Below are 16,168 nucleotides of genomic sequence, written 5' to 3'. Positions count from 1 at the left end.
TCGAGGCAGTACTCAGGCCGCAAGTCAATGTCGTCCCGGTCGTATGTAAAAATATGTGAATAGGGCGGGCGAAAGCGGCTAACAAAGAGGCAGCGCGAAGGATAATGTGTATAATGCGGCCCTAATAATTCATCATCTATCACAGAGGAACATGTATGGGTGGTATCAGTATTTGGCAGTTGTTGATTGTTGCCGTCATCGTCGTACTGCTGTTCGGCACCAAAAAACTCGGTTCCATCGGTTCCGATCTTGGCGCGTCTATCAAAGGCTTTAAAAAGGCCATGAGCGATGATGATGCCAAACAGGATAAAACCAGTCAGGACGCTGATTTTACCGCTAAATCTATCGCGGATAAGCAAGGCGAAGCGAAAAAGGAAGACGCTAAAAGCCAAGATAAAGAGCAGGTATAATCCGTGTTTGATATCGGTTTTAGCGAACTGCTGTTAGTGTTCGTTATCGGCCTCATTGTGTTGGGGCCGCAACGATTGCCAGTAGCGGTAAAAACGGTAGCGGGCTGGATTCGCGCGTTGCGGTCCCTTGCGACAACGGTTCAGAATGAACTGACTCAGGAACTGAAACTTCAGGAGTTCCAGGACAGTCTGAAAAAAGTCGAAAAGGCGAGCCTGGAAAATCTGACTCCCGAACTGAAAGCATCTATGGATGAACTGCGTCAGGCCGCGGAGTCGATGAAACGCACCTACAGCGCTAACGATCCCGAACAAGCGAGCGATGAAGCGCATACCATCCATAATCCGGTGGTAAAAGGGAACGAAACGCAGCATGAGGGCGTCACCCCTGCCGCCGCTGAAACACAGGCGAGCGCGCCGGAACAAAAGCCGGAGCCCGTTAAAGCTAACGTGCCTGAGTCGACGGAAACCGCTTCCGTAGCCACGATAGACGCCGAGAAGAAATCCGCTGCGCCTGTTGTCGAATCTTCCCCCTCGTCGAGTGATAAACCGTAAACATGGCTGTAGAAGATACTCAACCGCTTATCACGCATCTGATCGAGTTGCGTAAGCGCCTGCTAAACTGCATCGTCGCAGTACTTCTGATTTTTTTGGCGTTAATTTATTTCGCCAATGATATTTATCATTTAGTCGCCGCACCGCTGATTAAACAGATGCCGCAAGGGGCGACAATGATTGCGACGGATGTGGCGTCGCCGTTTTTTACGCCTATCAAACTCACCTTCATGGTGTCTTTGATCTTATCCGCGCCTGTCATTTTGTACCAGGTTTGGGCCTTTATCGCCCCGGCGCTGTATAAGCATGAGCGTCGTCTGGTCGTACCGCTGCTGGTATCCAGCTCGCTGCTTTTCTACATTGGTATGGCCTTCGCCTATTTTGTCGTATTCCCTTTGGCCTTTGGTTTCCTGACGCATACGGCGCCGGAAGGGGTACAGGTTTCGACAGATATCGCCAGCTATCTTAGCTTTGTCATGGCGCTTTTTATGGCCTTTGGCGTAGCCTTTGAAGTGCCGGTGGCGATTGTGTTGCTGTGCTGGATGGGCATCACCACGCCAGAAGATTTGCGTAAAAAACGGCCTTATATCCTGGTCGGGGCATTCATTGTGGGAATGCTGCTTACGCCGCCAGATGTTTTCTCGCAAACGTTGCTGGCGATACCGATGTACTGCCTGTTTGAAATTGGCGTTTTCTGCTCACGCTTTTATGTCGGTAAGCGACGGACGCGCGACGAAGATAACGAGGCCGAAACCGAAAAGGCCGAGCACACTGAAGACTAAACACAACCGCCCGTCAGGGCGGTTGTCATATGGGGGCAAGCATGTTTGATATTGGCGTTAATTTAACCAGTAGCCAGTTTGCAAAAGATCGTGATGATGTGGTCGCCCGTGCGTTTGCGGCGGGAGTAAAAGGTATGCTACTGACCGGAACGAACATCCATGAAAGTCAGCAGGCGTTAAAACTGGCGCGGCGCTACCCCCATTGTTGGTCGACGGCTGGCGTCCATCCCCATGACAGCAGTCAGTGGTCATCCGCGTCTGAAGACGCCATTATTGCGCTGGCGAACCAGCCGGAAGTCGTCGCTATCGGTGAGTGCGGGCTGGATTTCAATCGCAATTTTTCCACGCCGCAGGAACAGGAGCGTGCCTTTCAGGCGCAGCTACAAATTGCCGCCGAATTACAGATGCCAATCTTTATGCACTGCCGGGACGCGCATGAGCGATTTCTGGCATTGCTTGATCCCTGGCTGGATAGTCTTCCTGGTGCAATACTGCACTGCTTTACCGGTTCACGCCAGCAAATGCAGGCCTGTGTGGACAGAGGGCTCTATATCGGTATTACCGGGTGGGTTTGCGACGAACGACGCGGGCTTGAGCTACGTGAACTCTTACCGTTTATTTCAGCGGAAAAGCTACTGATAGAAACCGACGCGCCGTATCTGTTGCCTCGCGATCTTACGCCGAAACCAACGTCACGACGCAACGAGCCCGCGTATCTGCCTCACATCCTGGAGCGCATTGCGCTATGGCGTGGTGAAGATCCGCAATGGTTAGCGGCGATGACAGATGCCAACGCCAGAACCTTATTTGAGGTCGTATTCTGAACGATCGCTAAATCTTGCGAAAACCGGTGTTTTTTACGCTCTGCTTCACTTCTTTATTGAGTAAATTAAGCAGTAACATCGAACGCGTTTCGCCATCCGGTTCGGTAAAAATCGCTTTCAGCCCTTCAAATGCGCCTTCCGTGATGATGACGCTATCGCCGGGATAGGGGGTTTCAGGATCGACAACGCCTTCGGGCTTGTAGATAGAAAGCTGATGAATAACGCTGGAAGGCACGATCGCAGGATGCGCACCAAAGCGCACAAAATGGCTGACGCCGCGCGTGGCGTTGATTGTAGTGGTATGTATCACTTCCGGATCAAATTCAACGAACAGATAATTAGGAAAGAGCGGTTCGCTGACGGAGGTACGTTTTCCGCGTACCATTTTTTCCAGGGTGATCATCGGTGTCAGGCAACTTACCGCTTGTCTTTCGAGGTGTTCCTGAGCACGCTGAAGTTGCCCGCGTTTGCAGTACAGTAAATACCAGGATTGCATAATGACTCTTATCCGCTTGTTCGGGGCGCAAGCATAGCAAAAGCCATGCGCGAAGTTAATTATACACTTCATCCTTTAAGCCGTATCTGGATTAGCGTTGGTTGCCAGAGTTCACGCTAATTTAACAAAAATACAGCATCCCGATGATGAACGCCGTATAATGATGCGCTTACCAAGAGGCTACAATGGACGCCATGAAATATCACGATTTACGCGACTTCCTGACGCTACTTGAGCAGCAGGGGGAACTAAAACGCATCACGTTACCTGTGGATCCTCATCTGGAAATCACGGAAATCGCTGACCGCACGCTGCGTGCCGGTGGACCTGCGTTGCTGTTTGAAAATCCTAAAGGCTACGCCATGCCGGTGCTGTGCAACCTTTTTGGCACGCCAAAACGCGTGGCGATGGGCATGGGGCAGGATGATGTTTCCGCATTACGGGAAGTGGGTAAATTATTAGCGTTTCTGAAAGAACCTGAGCCGCCGAAAGGCTTTCGCGATCTGTTTGACAAGCTGCCGCAGTTTAAGCAAGTGCTGAATATGCCGACGAAACGGTTACGCGGCGCGCCTTGCCAGCAGAAAATCGCGTCTGGCGATGATGTCGATTTAACGCGTCTTCCAGTCATGACCTGTTGGCCGGACGACGCCGCGCCGCTGATTACCTGGGGACTGACGGTAACGCGTGGCCCGCACAAAGAACGGCAAAACCTGGGCATTTATCGTCAGCAGTTGATAGGTAAAAATAAGCTGATTATGCGCTGGTTGTCTCACCGCGGCGGCGCGCTGGATTTTCAGGAGTGGTTAGCCGCGCGTCCGGGTGAACGTTTCCCGGTCTCCGTCGCATTGGGTGCCGATCCGGCGACGATACTTGGCGCCGTGACTCCAGTTCCCGATACTCTGTCGGAGTATGCCTTTGCGGGCTTGCTGCGCGGCACGAAAACTGAAGTGGTTAAATGCCTTTCTAACGATCTGGAAGTGCCTGCCAGCGCCGAGATTATCCTTGAAGGTTACATTGAGCCGGGAGAGATGGCGCCGGAAGGACCGTATGGCGATCATACGGGCTATTATAATGAAGTGGATAACTTTCCGGTCTTTACCGTCACGCATATTACGCAGCGTGAGGATGCCATCTATCACTCCACCTATACCGGGCGTCCGCCCGATGAGCCTGCGGTATTAGGGGTGGCGCTCAATGAAGTCTTCGTGCCTATTCTGCAAAAACAGTTTCCGGAAATTGTCGACTTTTATCTGCCGCCGGAAGGGTGTTCTTATCGCCTGGCGGTAGTGACGATGAAAAAGCAGTACGCTGGTCATGCGAAACGCGTCATGATGGGCGTTTGGTCGTTTTTGCGCCAGTTTATGTATACGAAATTTGTTATCGTTTGCGATGATGACGTTAACGCACGCGACTGGAATGATGTGATCTGGGCGATTACCACCCGTATGGACCCTGCGCGGGATACGGTGCTGGTTGAAAATACGCCGATTGATTACCTGGATTTTGCCTCGCCGGTCTCCGGGCTGGGTTCAAAAATGGGGCTGGATGCCACAAACAAATGGCCGGGCGAAACCCAACGCGAGTGGGGTCGTCCTATTGTTAAAGATCCTGAAGTTACCGCGCGCATTGATGCGATTTGGGATGAGCTGGCTATCTTTAAATAACTGAAAGCGGACATCGACATTTCAGGCTGCGGCGACTCGGCTTGAAAAATGTCGGTATTGACCCGACACCCGACAGAGGGAGCGCATGACAACCTTAAGCTGTAAAGTGACCTCGGTAGAAGCTATCACCGATACCGTATATCGGGTTCGTTTAGTGCCGGACGCGGCGTTTACATTCCGCGCTGGTCAGTATTTGATGGTCGTCATGGACGAGCGTGACAAACGCCCGTTTTCGATGGCCTCAACGCCGGACGAGAAAGGGTTTATTGAATTACACATTGGCGCTTCCGAGCTCAATCTGTATGCGATGGCGGTCATGGATCGGATTCTGAAAGACCGGGAAATCGTCGTCGATATTCCGCATGGCGACGCCTGGCTACGTGATGATGAAGAGCGTCCGTTGATTCTGATCGCGGGCGGTACGGGCTTTTCTTATGTGCACTCCATCCTGTTGACGGCGTTAGCGCGCAACCCGAACCGCGATGTTACCATTTACTGGGGCGGTCGCGAAGAAAAGCACCTCTATGATCTTTCTGAGCTGGAAGCACTCTCTGTTAACCATCCGAATTTGCGTATTGAACCTGTTGTCGAGCAGCCGGAAGAAGGCTGGCGTGGACGTACAGGAACGGTACTTACGGCGGTATTGCAGGATTATGGTACGCTGGCGGGGCACGATATTTATATTGCCGGACGATTTGAGATGGCGAAAATCGCCCGCGATCTGTTCTGTCATGAGCGTAACGCGCGGGAAGATCGTCTGTTTGGCGATGCATTCGCATTTATTTAACTATTTTATGGGACGCAGTAGCGTCCCTTTTTACGTTAGCCTACCTAAAAGCCTTCTTAAATATTAATTAATCGTCAACTATAAAACGTTATGATATTGAATATCTACAGGCTTTTTATTGCGTGTAATAAATTAAGTAATATTATGTCCTGAGGCTATCAATAAAAACAGTTAATTATATATGCTTCTTTTATTCTTATAAAAGAAACATAAAAAGGAAAATTAGTTATTTATTTATAAAATGGAGAGTGTTATGAAATTTAAATATGCTTTAACTTCTCTCGCATTATCTGTTGCAATTTTGTCATCAGTACCTTCTACTGCTTTCGCCATCGGCGGCGCCAGCGGCGCTAAAGTGGACTATCAGGTCCAGGGAAAAATTGGCGAAGTTGTTATGAACCCCTATGATATCGCGCCGCTAACCGCCGTTATTCGTAATGGCGGTTACCAGTTACGTGACGTGCATGTACGGATTGTACCTAAAGAAAATGGCCAGGAGATCGCGTATAAAGTTAATAATAAATACCTTTTAACGTATGGCGGTATTCCCGTCTTTGGTCTTTACCCAGATTATGTCAATACCGTTGAAGTTGAATATACAAGAATCCAGGGTAGTAAAACCGAAAATATCAAAGAAAGCTATAAAATGTATGCACCGCCTGCCTATATTGAATCAGCGGGTACAAAAGAAGAACAATCAGCACTCTTTACTATCGATGTTAAAAAGGTTTCGCCAGAATTTAAAGATCGCTTGTATCTTTTGAATAATACGAAAGATAAGTCTGGAAATGGAACGCGTACTGTCTGGAACAACCCTACTGGTGGTGCATTAGAATGGAACTTCACTACAGCTAACGCTATTATCGACACCTCCGGTGATATTCGTTGGTTTATGAATCCAAGTTCAATTTATGATTTAAAGTCAATTTATCGTGCTGGCGTTATGATGGGCTTTAAACAAAACCAGGATGGCGCATTATCGTGGGGCTACGGTCAGCGTTATGTGAAATACGATATCATGGGGCGTGAAATCTTTAACCGCCGCCTGCCGGATAATTATAACGATTTTTCACACTCAATGGATAACGCGGCCAACGGTCACTACTTCCTGCGTGTAGCCAGCTCTAACTATAAACGTCCTGATGGAAAAAATGTTCGTACCGTGCGTGATGTGATTGCCGAAGTTGATCAGAACGGCGTGGTAGTGGATGAATGGCGTCTGTTTGATATCCTCGATCCTTATCGTGATGTGATAATGAAAACCCTCGATCAGGGCGCTGTGTGCCTGAATATCGACGCCAGCCAGTCCGGCCATACGTTGAGCGAAGAAGATCTGGCGGCGCTGGACTCCTCCGACAAATTCGGGGATATCGTGGGTAGTGGGGCTGGCCGCAACTGGGCGCATGTCAACAGCGTCGACTATGACAGTGAAGATGATTCCATCATCATCAGCTCCCGCCACCAGAGTGCGATTATCAAAATCGGCCGCGATAAGAAAGTGAAGTGGATACTGGGTACGCCTGCTGGCTGGAAAGCGCCATTTAATGCCGCAATTCTGACGCCAGTGGATAGCAAAGGCCAAAAAATTGCTTGCCAGGACAGTGGCTGCGAGGGTGACTTCGACTGGACATGGACGCAACATACGGCCTTTAAAATTGATAGTAAGAGTAAAGGCGATATCTTATACCTTTCCGCTTTCGACAATGGCGATGGCCGCGGCTTAGAACAGCCTGCTATGCAGAGTATGAAATACAGTCGCTCCGTGATTTACAAAATCGACCAGAAAAACAAGACAGTCCAACAGATCTGGCAATACGGTAAAGAGCGCGGGAACGAGTGGTTTAGCCCGGTAACCTCTATCACCGAGTACCAGACTGACAAGAATTCTGTGTTCGTGTATTCCGCAACAGCAGGTGGTGCGTTTGATTTGTCGGTAGGCGCATTTACCAGCTTGCCTAATCCGTATCTGGAAGAGTTCAAATGGGGAGAAAAAGAGCCTGTGGTCGAAATGCAAATACATGGTGCGCGTGGATATCAGGCTATGCCATTTAGCCTGACCAAAGCGCTTACTGAGTAGAGCGGGCCATACGGTGAAAAAACCCGCCCCTGACGGGCGGGAAAAACGGCAACTAAACTGTTTCCCGTCATAATTCGCGCAGCCTCTTTGTTGGCTGCCTTTGCTCACCCCGGGCACATAGTTATCTATGTTCCCGGGGATTCGCTCAGTTGCCGCTGCGCTGCAATGCGAGTTATTTAGGGGATATTATCTTTGATTAAACCCGCTCAAACACCGTGGCGATGCCCTGACCCAGACCAATACACATCGTCGCCAGACCAAACTGCGCGTCTTTGCGCTCCATCAGGTTGATAAGCGTGGTGCTGATACGTGCTCCGGAGCAGCCGAGCGGATGACCAAGCGCGATCGCGCCGCCGTTGAGGTTGATCTTCTCGTCTATCTGCTCCATCAATCCCAGATCCTTAATGCATGGCAGGATCTGTGCGGCAAACGCTTCGTTCATCTCAAACACATCGATATCGCTGGCCGACAGTCCCGCTTTTTTCAACGCCAGTTTTGACGCCGGAACCGGCCCGTAACCCATAATTGACGGATCACAACCAACCACTGCCATTGAACGAATACGGGCGCGAGGTTTCAGACCCAGCTCACGGGCACGACTTTCGCTCATTACCAGCATGGCGGCTGCGCCATCAGAAAGCGCGGATGAGGTGCCCGCCGTGACCGTGCCACTAACCGGATCAAATGCCGGACGCAGCGTTGATAGCGCTTCGACCGTGGTTTCCGGGCGGATCACTTCATCGTAGTTAAACTGCTTCAACACGCCGTCTGCATCATGACCGCCAGTCGGGATAATCTCCGTTTTGAATGCGCCAGACTGGGTGGCGGCCCAGGCGCGAGCGTGAGAACGCGCGGCGAACTGGTCCTGCATTTCCCGGCTAATGCCGTGCAGGCGGGAGAGCATTTCCGCCGTTAGCCCCATCATCCCTGCCGCTTTGGCGACGTTGCGACTCAGACCCGGGTGAAAATCCACGCCGTGACTCATCGGCACGTGCCCCATATGCTCCACGCCGCCAACCAGACAAACCTGCGCATCGCCGGTCATGATCATTCGCGCTGCATCGTGTAACGCCTGCATCGAGGAACCACACAGACGGTTGACGGTGACCGCCGGTACCGAATGGGGAATTTCTGCCAGCAGCGCGGCGTTACGGGCAATATTGAAGCCTTGCTCCAGCGTTTGTTGTACGCAGCCCCAGTAAATATCATCGAGGGCCGCCGCTGTAAGCGACGGATTACGCGCCAGCAGGCTACGCATTAAGTGGGCGGAGAGATCTTCTGCCCGCACGTTGCGAAACGCGCCGCCCTTCGAACGGCCCATCGGGGTGCGAATAGCATCGACAATGACAACCTGTTCCATTGTGACTCCTTAAGCCGTTTTCAGAGAACCAACCGGACGGGCTGGTTCAACCGGGGGATAATACGGTTCGTTATGGCGCGCTTTATTACGCAGCCCTTCCGGCACCTCATACAGCGGGCCGAGGTGCTGATACTGCTGGGCCATATCGAGATACTTCGCGCTGCCCTGTGTATCCAGCCAGCGGAATGCGCCGCCGTGGAACGGAGGGAAGCCCAGGCCGTAGACCAGCGCCATATCGGCTTCCGCCGGGCTGGCGATAATGCCTTCTTCCAGACAGCGAACCACTTCGTTAATCATCGGGATCATCATACGGGCGATTATCTCGTCGTCGCTGAAGTCGCGTTTCGGCTGACTGACGCTTGCCAGCAGGTCATCCACCGCGGCATCTTCTGCTTTCTTCGGCTTACCCTTGCTGTCTTCTTTATAGCACCAGAAGCCCAGACCGTTCTTCTGACCGTAGCGGCTTGCTTCAAACAGCGCGTCGATAGCGTCGCGATACTCTTTCTGCATCCGTTGCGGGAAGCCTGCCGCCATTACCGCCTGCGCGTGATGCGCGGTATCAATGCCGACAACATCCAGCAAATAGGCCGGGCCCATCGGCCAGCCGAACTGTTTTTCCATCACTTTATCGACTTTGCGGAAATCCGCGCCGTCGCGCAGCAGTTGACTGAAACCGGCGAAATAGGGGAACAGCACGCGGTTAACAAAGAAGCCGGGGCAGTCGTTGACTACAATCGGCGTCTTGCCCATTTTGCTTGCCCAGGCGACGACTTTGGCAATAGTTTCGTCTGAACTCTTCTCGCCGCGAATGATTTCAACCAGCGGCATCCGGTGTACCGGGTTAAAGAAGTGCATACCGCAAAAGTTTTCCGGACGTTCCAGGGCGCTTGCCAGTTCGCCAATCGGGATGGTGGAGGTATTTGAGGCCAGCACGGTTTCCGGGCGCACTTTCTGCTCGGTTTCCGCCAGTACCGCTTTTTTGACTTTCGGATTTTCGACTACCGCTTCGACAACAACATCTACGCGATCGAAACCGGCATAATCGAGAGTCGGGTGGATGGTCGAAATGACGCCCGCCAGCTTCAGACCGTCGATCTTGCCGCGCTCCAGCTGTTTGTTCAGTAGCTTGGCCGCTTCGGTCATGCCGAGGTTCAACGATTTATCGTTGATATCTTTCATGATGACCGGTACGCCTTTCCAGGCCGACTGGTAAGCGATACCGCCGCCCATAATGCCCGCGCCCAGTACGGCTGCCTGTTTCGGCGTCTCAATATCTTTGGTCAGCTTTTTGGCTTTACCTTTTACATATTGATCGTTGAGGAAGATACCGACCAGCGCACGAGCCTCATTGGTATGCGCCAGCGGAACAAAGCTTTTATTTTCCAGATTCAGCGCTTCTTCACGACCAAAACGCGCGGCGGCTTCAATGGTTTTCACTGCGGTCATCGGCGCCGGATAATGTTTACCGGCCGTTTGTGCGACCATGCCTTTAGCGATGGTAAAGCTCATCGCTGCTTCAATTTTGCTGAGTTTCAACGGCTCCAGCTTCGGCTGACGTTTGGCCTTCCAGTCGAGGTCGCCGTTAATCGCCTGACGTAATACCGCTATCGCGCCTTCAATTAGCTTCTCTTGTTTGACCACGCCGTCCACAAGGCCGATTTTCAGCGCGTGTTCAGCACCGACATCCTTACCTGCCGCGATAATCTCCAGCGCGCTGTCTGCGCCCAGCATACGCGGCAGACGAACGGAGCCGCCGAAACCCGGCATGATGCCCAGTTTAGTTTCCGGCAGGCCGATACGGAGGTCTGGCGTCGCCAGACGGTAATCGGTGGCCAGCACGCATTCGCACCCGCCGCCCAGCGCATAGCCGTTTACGGCGGCAAGGGTCGGTACGGGTAAATCTTCCAGACGGTTAAAGACGCTGTTAGCGAAATGCAGCCATTGGCTTAACTGCTCTTCGGGGACGAGGAACAGTGAAAGAAATTCGGTGATGTCCGCGCCGACAATAAAGGCCGCTTTATTAGAGCGCAGCAGCAGCCCTTTTAAATCGTGTTGCTTTTCCAACACCTCAAGCGCCTGGCCGAGGCTGGCGACGGTTGCGGTGTCGAGTTTATTGACCGAGCCTGGAGCATCGAACACCAGTTCGGCGATGCCATCTTCCAGCCAGTCGAGGTACAGGGTGTCGCCTTTATAAAGCATGTCAGTCTCCTGAATCCACAAGGTGATCTGGTCGTACCAGATGAAGCGAAGTGTGTATTTTGTGTTAAAAAAATGCAAATAAATGATTAAAGAAATGCCGATGTGATCACGCTCGGCAGAGATCACGCTCTCGTGGGGCGATGTGCTAAGATGCGGAAACTTGAGGTCAAAAAAACAGAAGGGTAAAAAATGGAATCACTGGCCGCGCTCTATAAAAATCATATTGTTACCTTACAAGAACGGACGCGCGATGTTCTGGCGCGCTTTAAGCTGGATGCGTTACTTATTCATTCCGGCGAGCTTTTCAACGTCTTTCTCGACGATCACCCTTATCCGTTTAAGGTCAATCCGCAGTTTAAAGCCTGGGTGCCGGTAACTCAGGTTCCAAATTGCTGGCTGTTGGTCGATGGCGTCAACAAACCCAAATTGTGGTTTTATCTGCCGGTCGATTACTGGCATAACGTTGAACCGCTGCCAACGTCCTTCTGGACAGAAGAAGTCGAGGTCGTCGCCTTACCGAAAGCGGATGGCATCGGCAGCCAACTGCCTGCCGCGCGTGGCAATATCGGCTATATCGGCCCGGTTCCTGAGCGCGCGCTACAATTGGATATCGCCGCCAGCAACATCAACCCGAAAGGTGTTATCGACTATCTGCATTACTACCGCGCCTATAAAACGGATTATGAACTGGCCTGTATGCGCGAAGCGCAGAAAATGGCGGTGAGCGGTCATCGTGCGGCGGAAGAGGCCTTCCGTTCCGGCATGAGCGAGTTCGACATCAACCTGGCGTACCTGACCGCCACGGGACATCGCGATACCGATGTTCCATACAGCAACATTGTGGCGCTGAACGAACATGCCGCCGTGCTGCATTACACGAAACTGGATCATCAGGCACCGTCTGAAATGCGCAGTTTCCTGCTGGATGCGGGCGCGGAATACAACGGCTACGCGGCGGATCTGACGCGAACCTGGTCGGCGAAAAGCGATAACGACTACGCCCACCTGGTGAAAGATGTTAACGACGAACAGTTGGCGCTGATCGCTACCATGAAGGCGGGCGTCAGCTATGTGGATTATCATATTCAGTTCCATCAGCGCATCGCGAAGCTGCTGCGTAAACATCAAATCATTACCGACATGAGTGAAGAGGCGATGGTGGAAAATGATCTCACCGGGCCGTTTATGCCGCACGGTATTGGTCATCCGTTGGGTCTGCAGGTACACGATGTGGCCGGGTTTATGCAGGATGATTCCGGTACGCATCTCGCCGCGCCGTCCAAATACCCGTATCTGCGCTGCACGCGTGTGTTACAGCCGCGAATGGTGTTGACCATCGAACCGGGGATTTACTTCATCGAATCGCTGTTAGCGCCGTGGCGCGAAGGGCCGTTCAGCAAGCACTTCAACTGGCAGAAAATTGAAGCGCTCAAGCCTTTCGGCGGTATTCGCATTGAAGATAACGTGGTCATCCACGAAAACGGCGTGGAAAACATGACGCGGGATTTAAAACTGGCGTAATGGACAGTTGGTTAATCCCTGCAGCGCCGGTCACCGTTGTTGAAGAGATCAAAAAAAGCCGCTTTATTACGCTATTGGCGCATACCGATGGCGTAGACGCGGCGAAAGCGTTTGTTGAGTCAGTCAGAGCTGAGCACCCTGATGCGCGCCACCATTGTGTGGCGTGGGTGGCGGGTGCGCCGGACGACTCACAGCAACTGGGCTTTTCAGACGACGGCGAACCGGCGGGAACGGCAGGCAAGCCGATGCTTGCGCAATTGATGGGCAGCGGCGTCGGAGAGATTACTGCCGTCGTCGTGCGCTACTATGGTGGTATTCTGCTGGGTACGGGCGGGCTGGTAAAAGCCTATGGCGGCGGTGTGAATCAGGCATTACGTCAGCTTGCCACACAACGCAAGACGCCATTAACCGAATATACTTTGCAGTGTGAGTACGGTCAGTTGGCCGGAATCGAAGCATTATTAGGACAGTTTGCCGGGAAGATCGTTTCCAGCGATTATCAGGCGTCTGTTCGGCTCAGGGTGGCGCTTCCTTTTGCTCATGTGAATGCATTTTCCACAAAACTGGCGGATTTTAGCCGTGGTTCATTGCAATTGTTAGCGATTGAAGAATAATCCCCACCTCATTTTTAAGAATAAAGGAAGCGGCAGAGATGCATTTTCGCGCCATTACCCGAATCGTTGGACTACTGGTTATCTTATTTTCGGGGACAATGATTCTCCCGGGACTGGTAGCGCTAATATATCGTGATGGCGCAGGAAGAGCGTTCACGCAGACCTTTTTTGTCGCGCTGGCGATCGGTTCCATACTGTGGTGGCCAAATCGTAGGGAAAAGGGCGAGCTGAAATCCCGCGAAGGATTTCTTATCGTGGTGCTGTTCTGGACCGTGCTGGGCAGCGTGGGTGCGCTACCGTTTATTTTCTCGGAAAGCCCAAACCTCACCATTACAGATGCTTTTTTTGAATCGTTCTCCGGGTTAACCACCACGGGCGCCACTACGCTGGTGGGGCTGGATTCATTACCGCACGCCATTCTCTTTTATCGTCAGATGCTGCAATGGTTTGGCGGTATGGGGATCATTGTGCTGGCGGTGGCGATTCTCCCTATCCTCGGCGTCGGGGGGATGCAGCTCTATCGGGCAGAAATGCCGGGGCCGCTCAAAGATAACAAAATGCGCCCGCGTATTGCCGAGACGGCGAAAACGCTGTGGCTTATCTATGTCTTGCTAACGGTAGCCTGCGCGCTGGCGCTATGGTTTGCAGGGATGCCCGCGTTTGACGCTATCGGACACAGCTTCTCCACTATCGCTATCGGCGGCTTCTCAACGCATGACGCCAGCGTAGGCTATTTTGATAGTCCCACTATTAATACCATCATCGCTATTTTCCTGCTGATCTCCGGTTGTAACTATGGCCTGCATTTCTCTTTACTAAGCGGGCGTAGCCTGAAAGTATACTGGCGCGATCCGGAATTCCGCATGTTCATCGGCGTACAGTTGACGCTGGTGGTGATCTGCACGTTGGTACTGTGGTTCCATAATATCTACGACTCGGCGCTGACAACGCTAAATCAGGCATTCTTCCAGGTTGTGTCGATGGCGACAACGGCAGGGTTTACCACGGACAGCATTGCGCGCTGGCCGCTGTTTTTGCCTGTCTTGCTGCTATGTTCCGCGTTTATTGGCGGTTGCGCCGGGTCAACGGGCGGGGGGTTAAAGGTCATCCGTATTCTGTTGTTATTTAAACAGGGGAACCGCGAACTCAAACGTCTGGTGCATCCGAATGCCGTTTACAGTATTAAGCTGGGGAACCGGGCGCTGCCAGAACGTATTCTGGAAGCCGTCTGGGGATTCTTTTCTGCCTACGCGCTGGTATTTATCGTCAGTATGCTGGCCATTATCGCTACAGGCGTAGATGATTTCTCGGCTTTCGCCTCGGTAGTGGCTACGCTTAATAACCTGGGACCGGGGCTGGGGGTGGTTGCTGATAACTTCGCCAGTATGAATCCGGTTGCGAAATGGATACTCATCGCCAACATGCTATTTGGTCGTCTGGAAGTATTCACTTTGCTGGTACTTTTTACCCCGACTTTCTGGCGTGAATAATGGAGTAACACGTGAAAACATTGATTCTTTTCTCTACCCGGGACGGACAAACGCGCGAAATTGCCTCTTATCTGGCTTCTGAACTCAAAGAGATGGGGATCTGGGCCGATGTCGTTAATCTGCATCGCGCAGAAGAGCCTGACTGGGATAGCTATGATCGCGTAGTGATTGGCGCGTCTATTCGTTATGGTCATTACCACAGCGCCTTTCAGGAGTTTGTTAAGAAATATGCCACGCGGTTGAACGGAATGCCGAGCGCCTTTTATTCCGTTAACCTGGTGGCGCGTAAAGCTGAAAAACGGACGCCGCAGACTAACAGCTACGCGCGTAAGTTTTTAATGAGTTCTCCGTGGCGACCTGACTACTGTGCCGTCATTGCAGGCGCGCTTCGCTATCCCCGCTATCGCTGGTATGACCGTCTGATGATCAAGCTTATTATGAAGATGTCGGGCGGCGAAACGGATACCAGTAAAGAAGTGGTGTACACCGACTGGGAGCAAGTTGCGCACTTTGCCCGTGAAATAGCCCATTTAACCAACAAATCGTCGGCAAAATAAACGCAAAGAATAAAAAGTGCGCACTCAGAAAATTATTTTAAATTTCCTCTTGTCAGGCAGAAATAACTCCCTATAATGCGCCACCACTGACACGGAACAACGGCACACAGGCCGCCGGGTCAGTGGGGTTCAGACCAGAACCTCACGGAGAAAAGCGAAAATAAACGCTTGACTCTGAAGCGGGAAAGCGTAATATGCACACCCCGCGCCGCTGAGAAAAAGCGAAGCGGCACTGCTCTTTAACAATTTATCAGACAATCTGTGTGGGCACTCGAAGATACGGATTCTTAACGTCCTCGGACGAAAAATGAATACCAAGTCTCAAGAGTGAACACGTAATTCATTACGAAGTTTAATTCATGAGCATCAAACTTTTAAATTGAAGAGTTTGATCATGGCTCAGATTGAACGCTGGCGGCAGGCCTAACACATGCAAGTCGAACGGTAACAGGAAGCAGCTTGCTGCTTCGCTGACGAGTGGCGGACGGGTGAGTAATGTCTGGGAAACTGCCTGATGGAGGGGGATAACTACTGGAAACGGTGGCTAATACCGCATAACGTCGCAAGACCAAAGAGGGGGACCTTCGGGCCTCTTGCCATCAGATGTGCCCAGATGGGATTAGCTGGTTGGTGAGGTAACGGCTCACCAAGGCGACGATCCCTAGCTGGTCTGAGAGGATGACCAGCCACACTGGAACTGAGACACGGTCCAGACTCCTACGGGAGGCAGCAGTGGGGAATATTGCACAATGGGCGCAAGCCTGATGCAGCCATGCCGCGTGTATGAAGAAGGCCTTCGGGTTGTAAAGTACTTTCAGCGGGGAGGAAGGTGTTG

Annotated in this window: 14 protein-coding genes and 1 rRNA gene; 12 read left to right on the top strand and 3 right to left on the bottom strand. The window is 52.0% G+C overall.

Annotated elements, in window-relative coordinates; all coding sequences use genetic code 11:
• Positions 1 to 155: 155 nt before the first annotated feature.
• From tatA to tatD, 4 genes are read left to right on the top strand one after another with little or no spacing between them, the layout of a single operon-like run.
• Positions 156 to 410, top strand: a complete 255-nt coding sequence (gene tatA / locus ACLD4K_RS14185; protein ID WP_000508972.1) for a Sec-independent protein translocase subunit TatA — start codon at positions 156 to 158, stop codon at positions 408 to 410.
• A gap of 3 nt (positions 411 to 413) precedes the next feature.
• Positions 414 to 962, top strand: coding sequence for a Sec-independent protein translocase protein TatB (tatB, locus tag ACLD4K_RS14180; protein ID WP_000459612.1), 549 nt, complete (start codon positions 414 to 416; stop codon positions 960 to 962).
• A gap of 2 nt (positions 963 to 964) precedes the next feature.
• Positions 965 to 1,744, top strand: a complete 780-nt coding sequence (tatC, locus tag ACLD4K_RS14175) for a Sec-independent protein translocase subunit TatC (protein ID WP_000257554.1) — start codon at positions 965 to 967, stop codon at positions 1,742 to 1,744.
• 41 nt (positions 1,745 to 1,785) lie between these two features.
• Complete coding sequence (gene tatD / locus ACLD4K_RS14170) at positions 1,786 to 2,568, top strand: 3'-5' ssDNA/RNA exonuclease TatD (protein WP_411012035.1); 783 nt, start codon at positions 1,786 to 1,788, stop codon at positions 2,566 to 2,568.
• Between the two features lie 7 nt (positions 2,569 to 2,575).
• Here the strand turns inward: tatD and rfaH are convergent, their stop codons facing one another.
• The gene (rfaH, locus tag ACLD4K_RS14165; RefSeq protein WP_001192410.1) at positions 2,576 to 3,064 is read right to left on the bottom strand and encodes a transcription/translation regulatory transformer protein RfaH; all 489 of its coding nucleotides are present in this window, start codon (positions 3,062 to 3,064) and stop codon (positions 2,576 to 2,578) included.
• Between the two features lie 185 nt (positions 3,065 to 3,249).
• On the opposite strand from rfaH, the gene ubiD reads away from it, so the two are divergent.
• From ubiD to ACLD4K_RS14150, 3 genes are all read left to right on the top strand, one after another.
• On the top strand, positions 3,250 to 4,728 hold the full coding sequence (gene ubiD / locus ACLD4K_RS14160; RefSeq protein ID WP_000339760.1) for a 4-hydroxy-3-polyprenylbenzoate decarboxylase: 1,479 nt from the start codon (positions 3,250 to 3,252) through the stop codon (positions 4,726 to 4,728).
• 85 nt (positions 4,729 to 4,813) lie between these two features.
• Positions 4,814 to 5,515, top strand: a complete 702-nt coding sequence (fre, locus tag ACLD4K_RS14155; RefSeq protein ID WP_183058909.1) for an NAD(P)H-flavin reductase — start codon at positions 4,814 to 4,816, stop codon at positions 5,513 to 5,515.
• Positions 5,516 to 5,768: 253 nt separating this feature from the next.
• Complete coding sequence (locus ACLD4K_RS14150; RefSeq protein ID WP_000669888.1) at positions 5,769 to 7,592, top strand: aryl-sulfate sulfotransferase; 1,824 nt, start codon at positions 5,769 to 5,771, stop codon at positions 7,590 to 7,592.
• A 196-nt stretch (positions 7,593 to 7,788) separates the two neighbouring features.
• Here ACLD4K_RS14150 and fadA read toward each other — a convergent pair whose 3' ends face one another.
• Together fadA and fadB are read right to left on the bottom strand one after the other, a co-directional pair.
• Positions 7,789 to 8,952 (bottom strand): acetyl-CoA C-acyltransferase FadA, encoded by a 1,164-nt coding sequence (gene fadA / locus ACLD4K_RS14145; RefSeq protein ID WP_411012034.1) that lies wholly within the window; start codon positions 8,950 to 8,952, stop codon positions 7,789 to 7,791.
• A gap of 9 nt (positions 8,953 to 8,961) precedes the next feature.
• Positions 8,962 to 11,151: a fatty acid oxidation complex subunit alpha FadB gene (gene fadB, locus ACLD4K_RS14140; RefSeq protein ID WP_411012033.1), complete on the bottom strand. Its 2,190-nt coding sequence runs from the start codon at positions 11,149 to 11,151 to the stop codon at positions 8,962 to 8,964.
• Between the two features lie 189 nt (positions 11,152 to 11,340).
• Here fadB and pepQ point away from each other — a divergent pair, with 189 nt between their 5' ends.
• From pepQ to ACLD4K_RS14115, 5 genes are all read left to right on the top strand, one after another.
• The gene (pepQ, locus tag ACLD4K_RS14135) at positions 11,341 to 12,672 is read left to right on the top strand and encodes a Xaa-Pro dipeptidase (RefSeq protein WP_000444529.1); all 1,332 of its coding nucleotides are present in this window, start codon (positions 11,341 to 11,343) and stop codon (positions 12,670 to 12,672) included.
• The gene (locus tag ACLD4K_RS14130; RefSeq protein WP_000378897.1) at positions 12,672 to 13,286 is read left to right on the top strand and encodes an IMPACT family protein; all 615 of its coding nucleotides are present in this window, start codon (positions 12,672 to 12,674) and stop codon (positions 13,284 to 13,286) included. The genes pepQ and ACLD4K_RS14130 overlap by 1 nt, the downstream gene beginning before the upstream one ends.
• Positions 13,287 to 13,324: 38 nt before the next feature.
• The gene (gene trkH, locus ACLD4K_RS14125; protein WP_000545688.1) at positions 13,325 to 14,776 is read left to right on the top strand and encodes a Trk system potassium transporter TrkH; all 1,452 of its coding nucleotides are present in this window, start codon (positions 13,325 to 13,327) and stop codon (positions 14,774 to 14,776) included.
• Positions 14,777 to 14,787: 11 nt separating this feature from the next.
• Entirely contained in the window at positions 14,788 to 15,333 is a 546-nt protein-coding gene (gene hemG / locus ACLD4K_RS14120; protein WP_000853982.1) for a menaquinone-dependent protoporphyrinogen IX dehydrogenase, read from the top strand.
• A gap of 376 nt (positions 15,334 to 15,709) precedes the next feature.
• A 16S ribosomal RNA gene (locus ACLD4K_RS14115) occupies positions 15,710 to 16,168 on the top strand; the annotation flags it as partial.

It is taken from the genome of Salmonella sp. 741265055_HSA (assembly GCF_046569525.1).
GTDB lineage: Bacteria > Pseudomonadota > Gammaproteobacteria > Enterobacterales > Enterobacteriaceae > Salmonella > Salmonella enterica.
The sequence above is the reverse complement of the archived record's forward strand: the minus strand, read 5'-3'. Positions and strand labels throughout refer to the sequence as shown.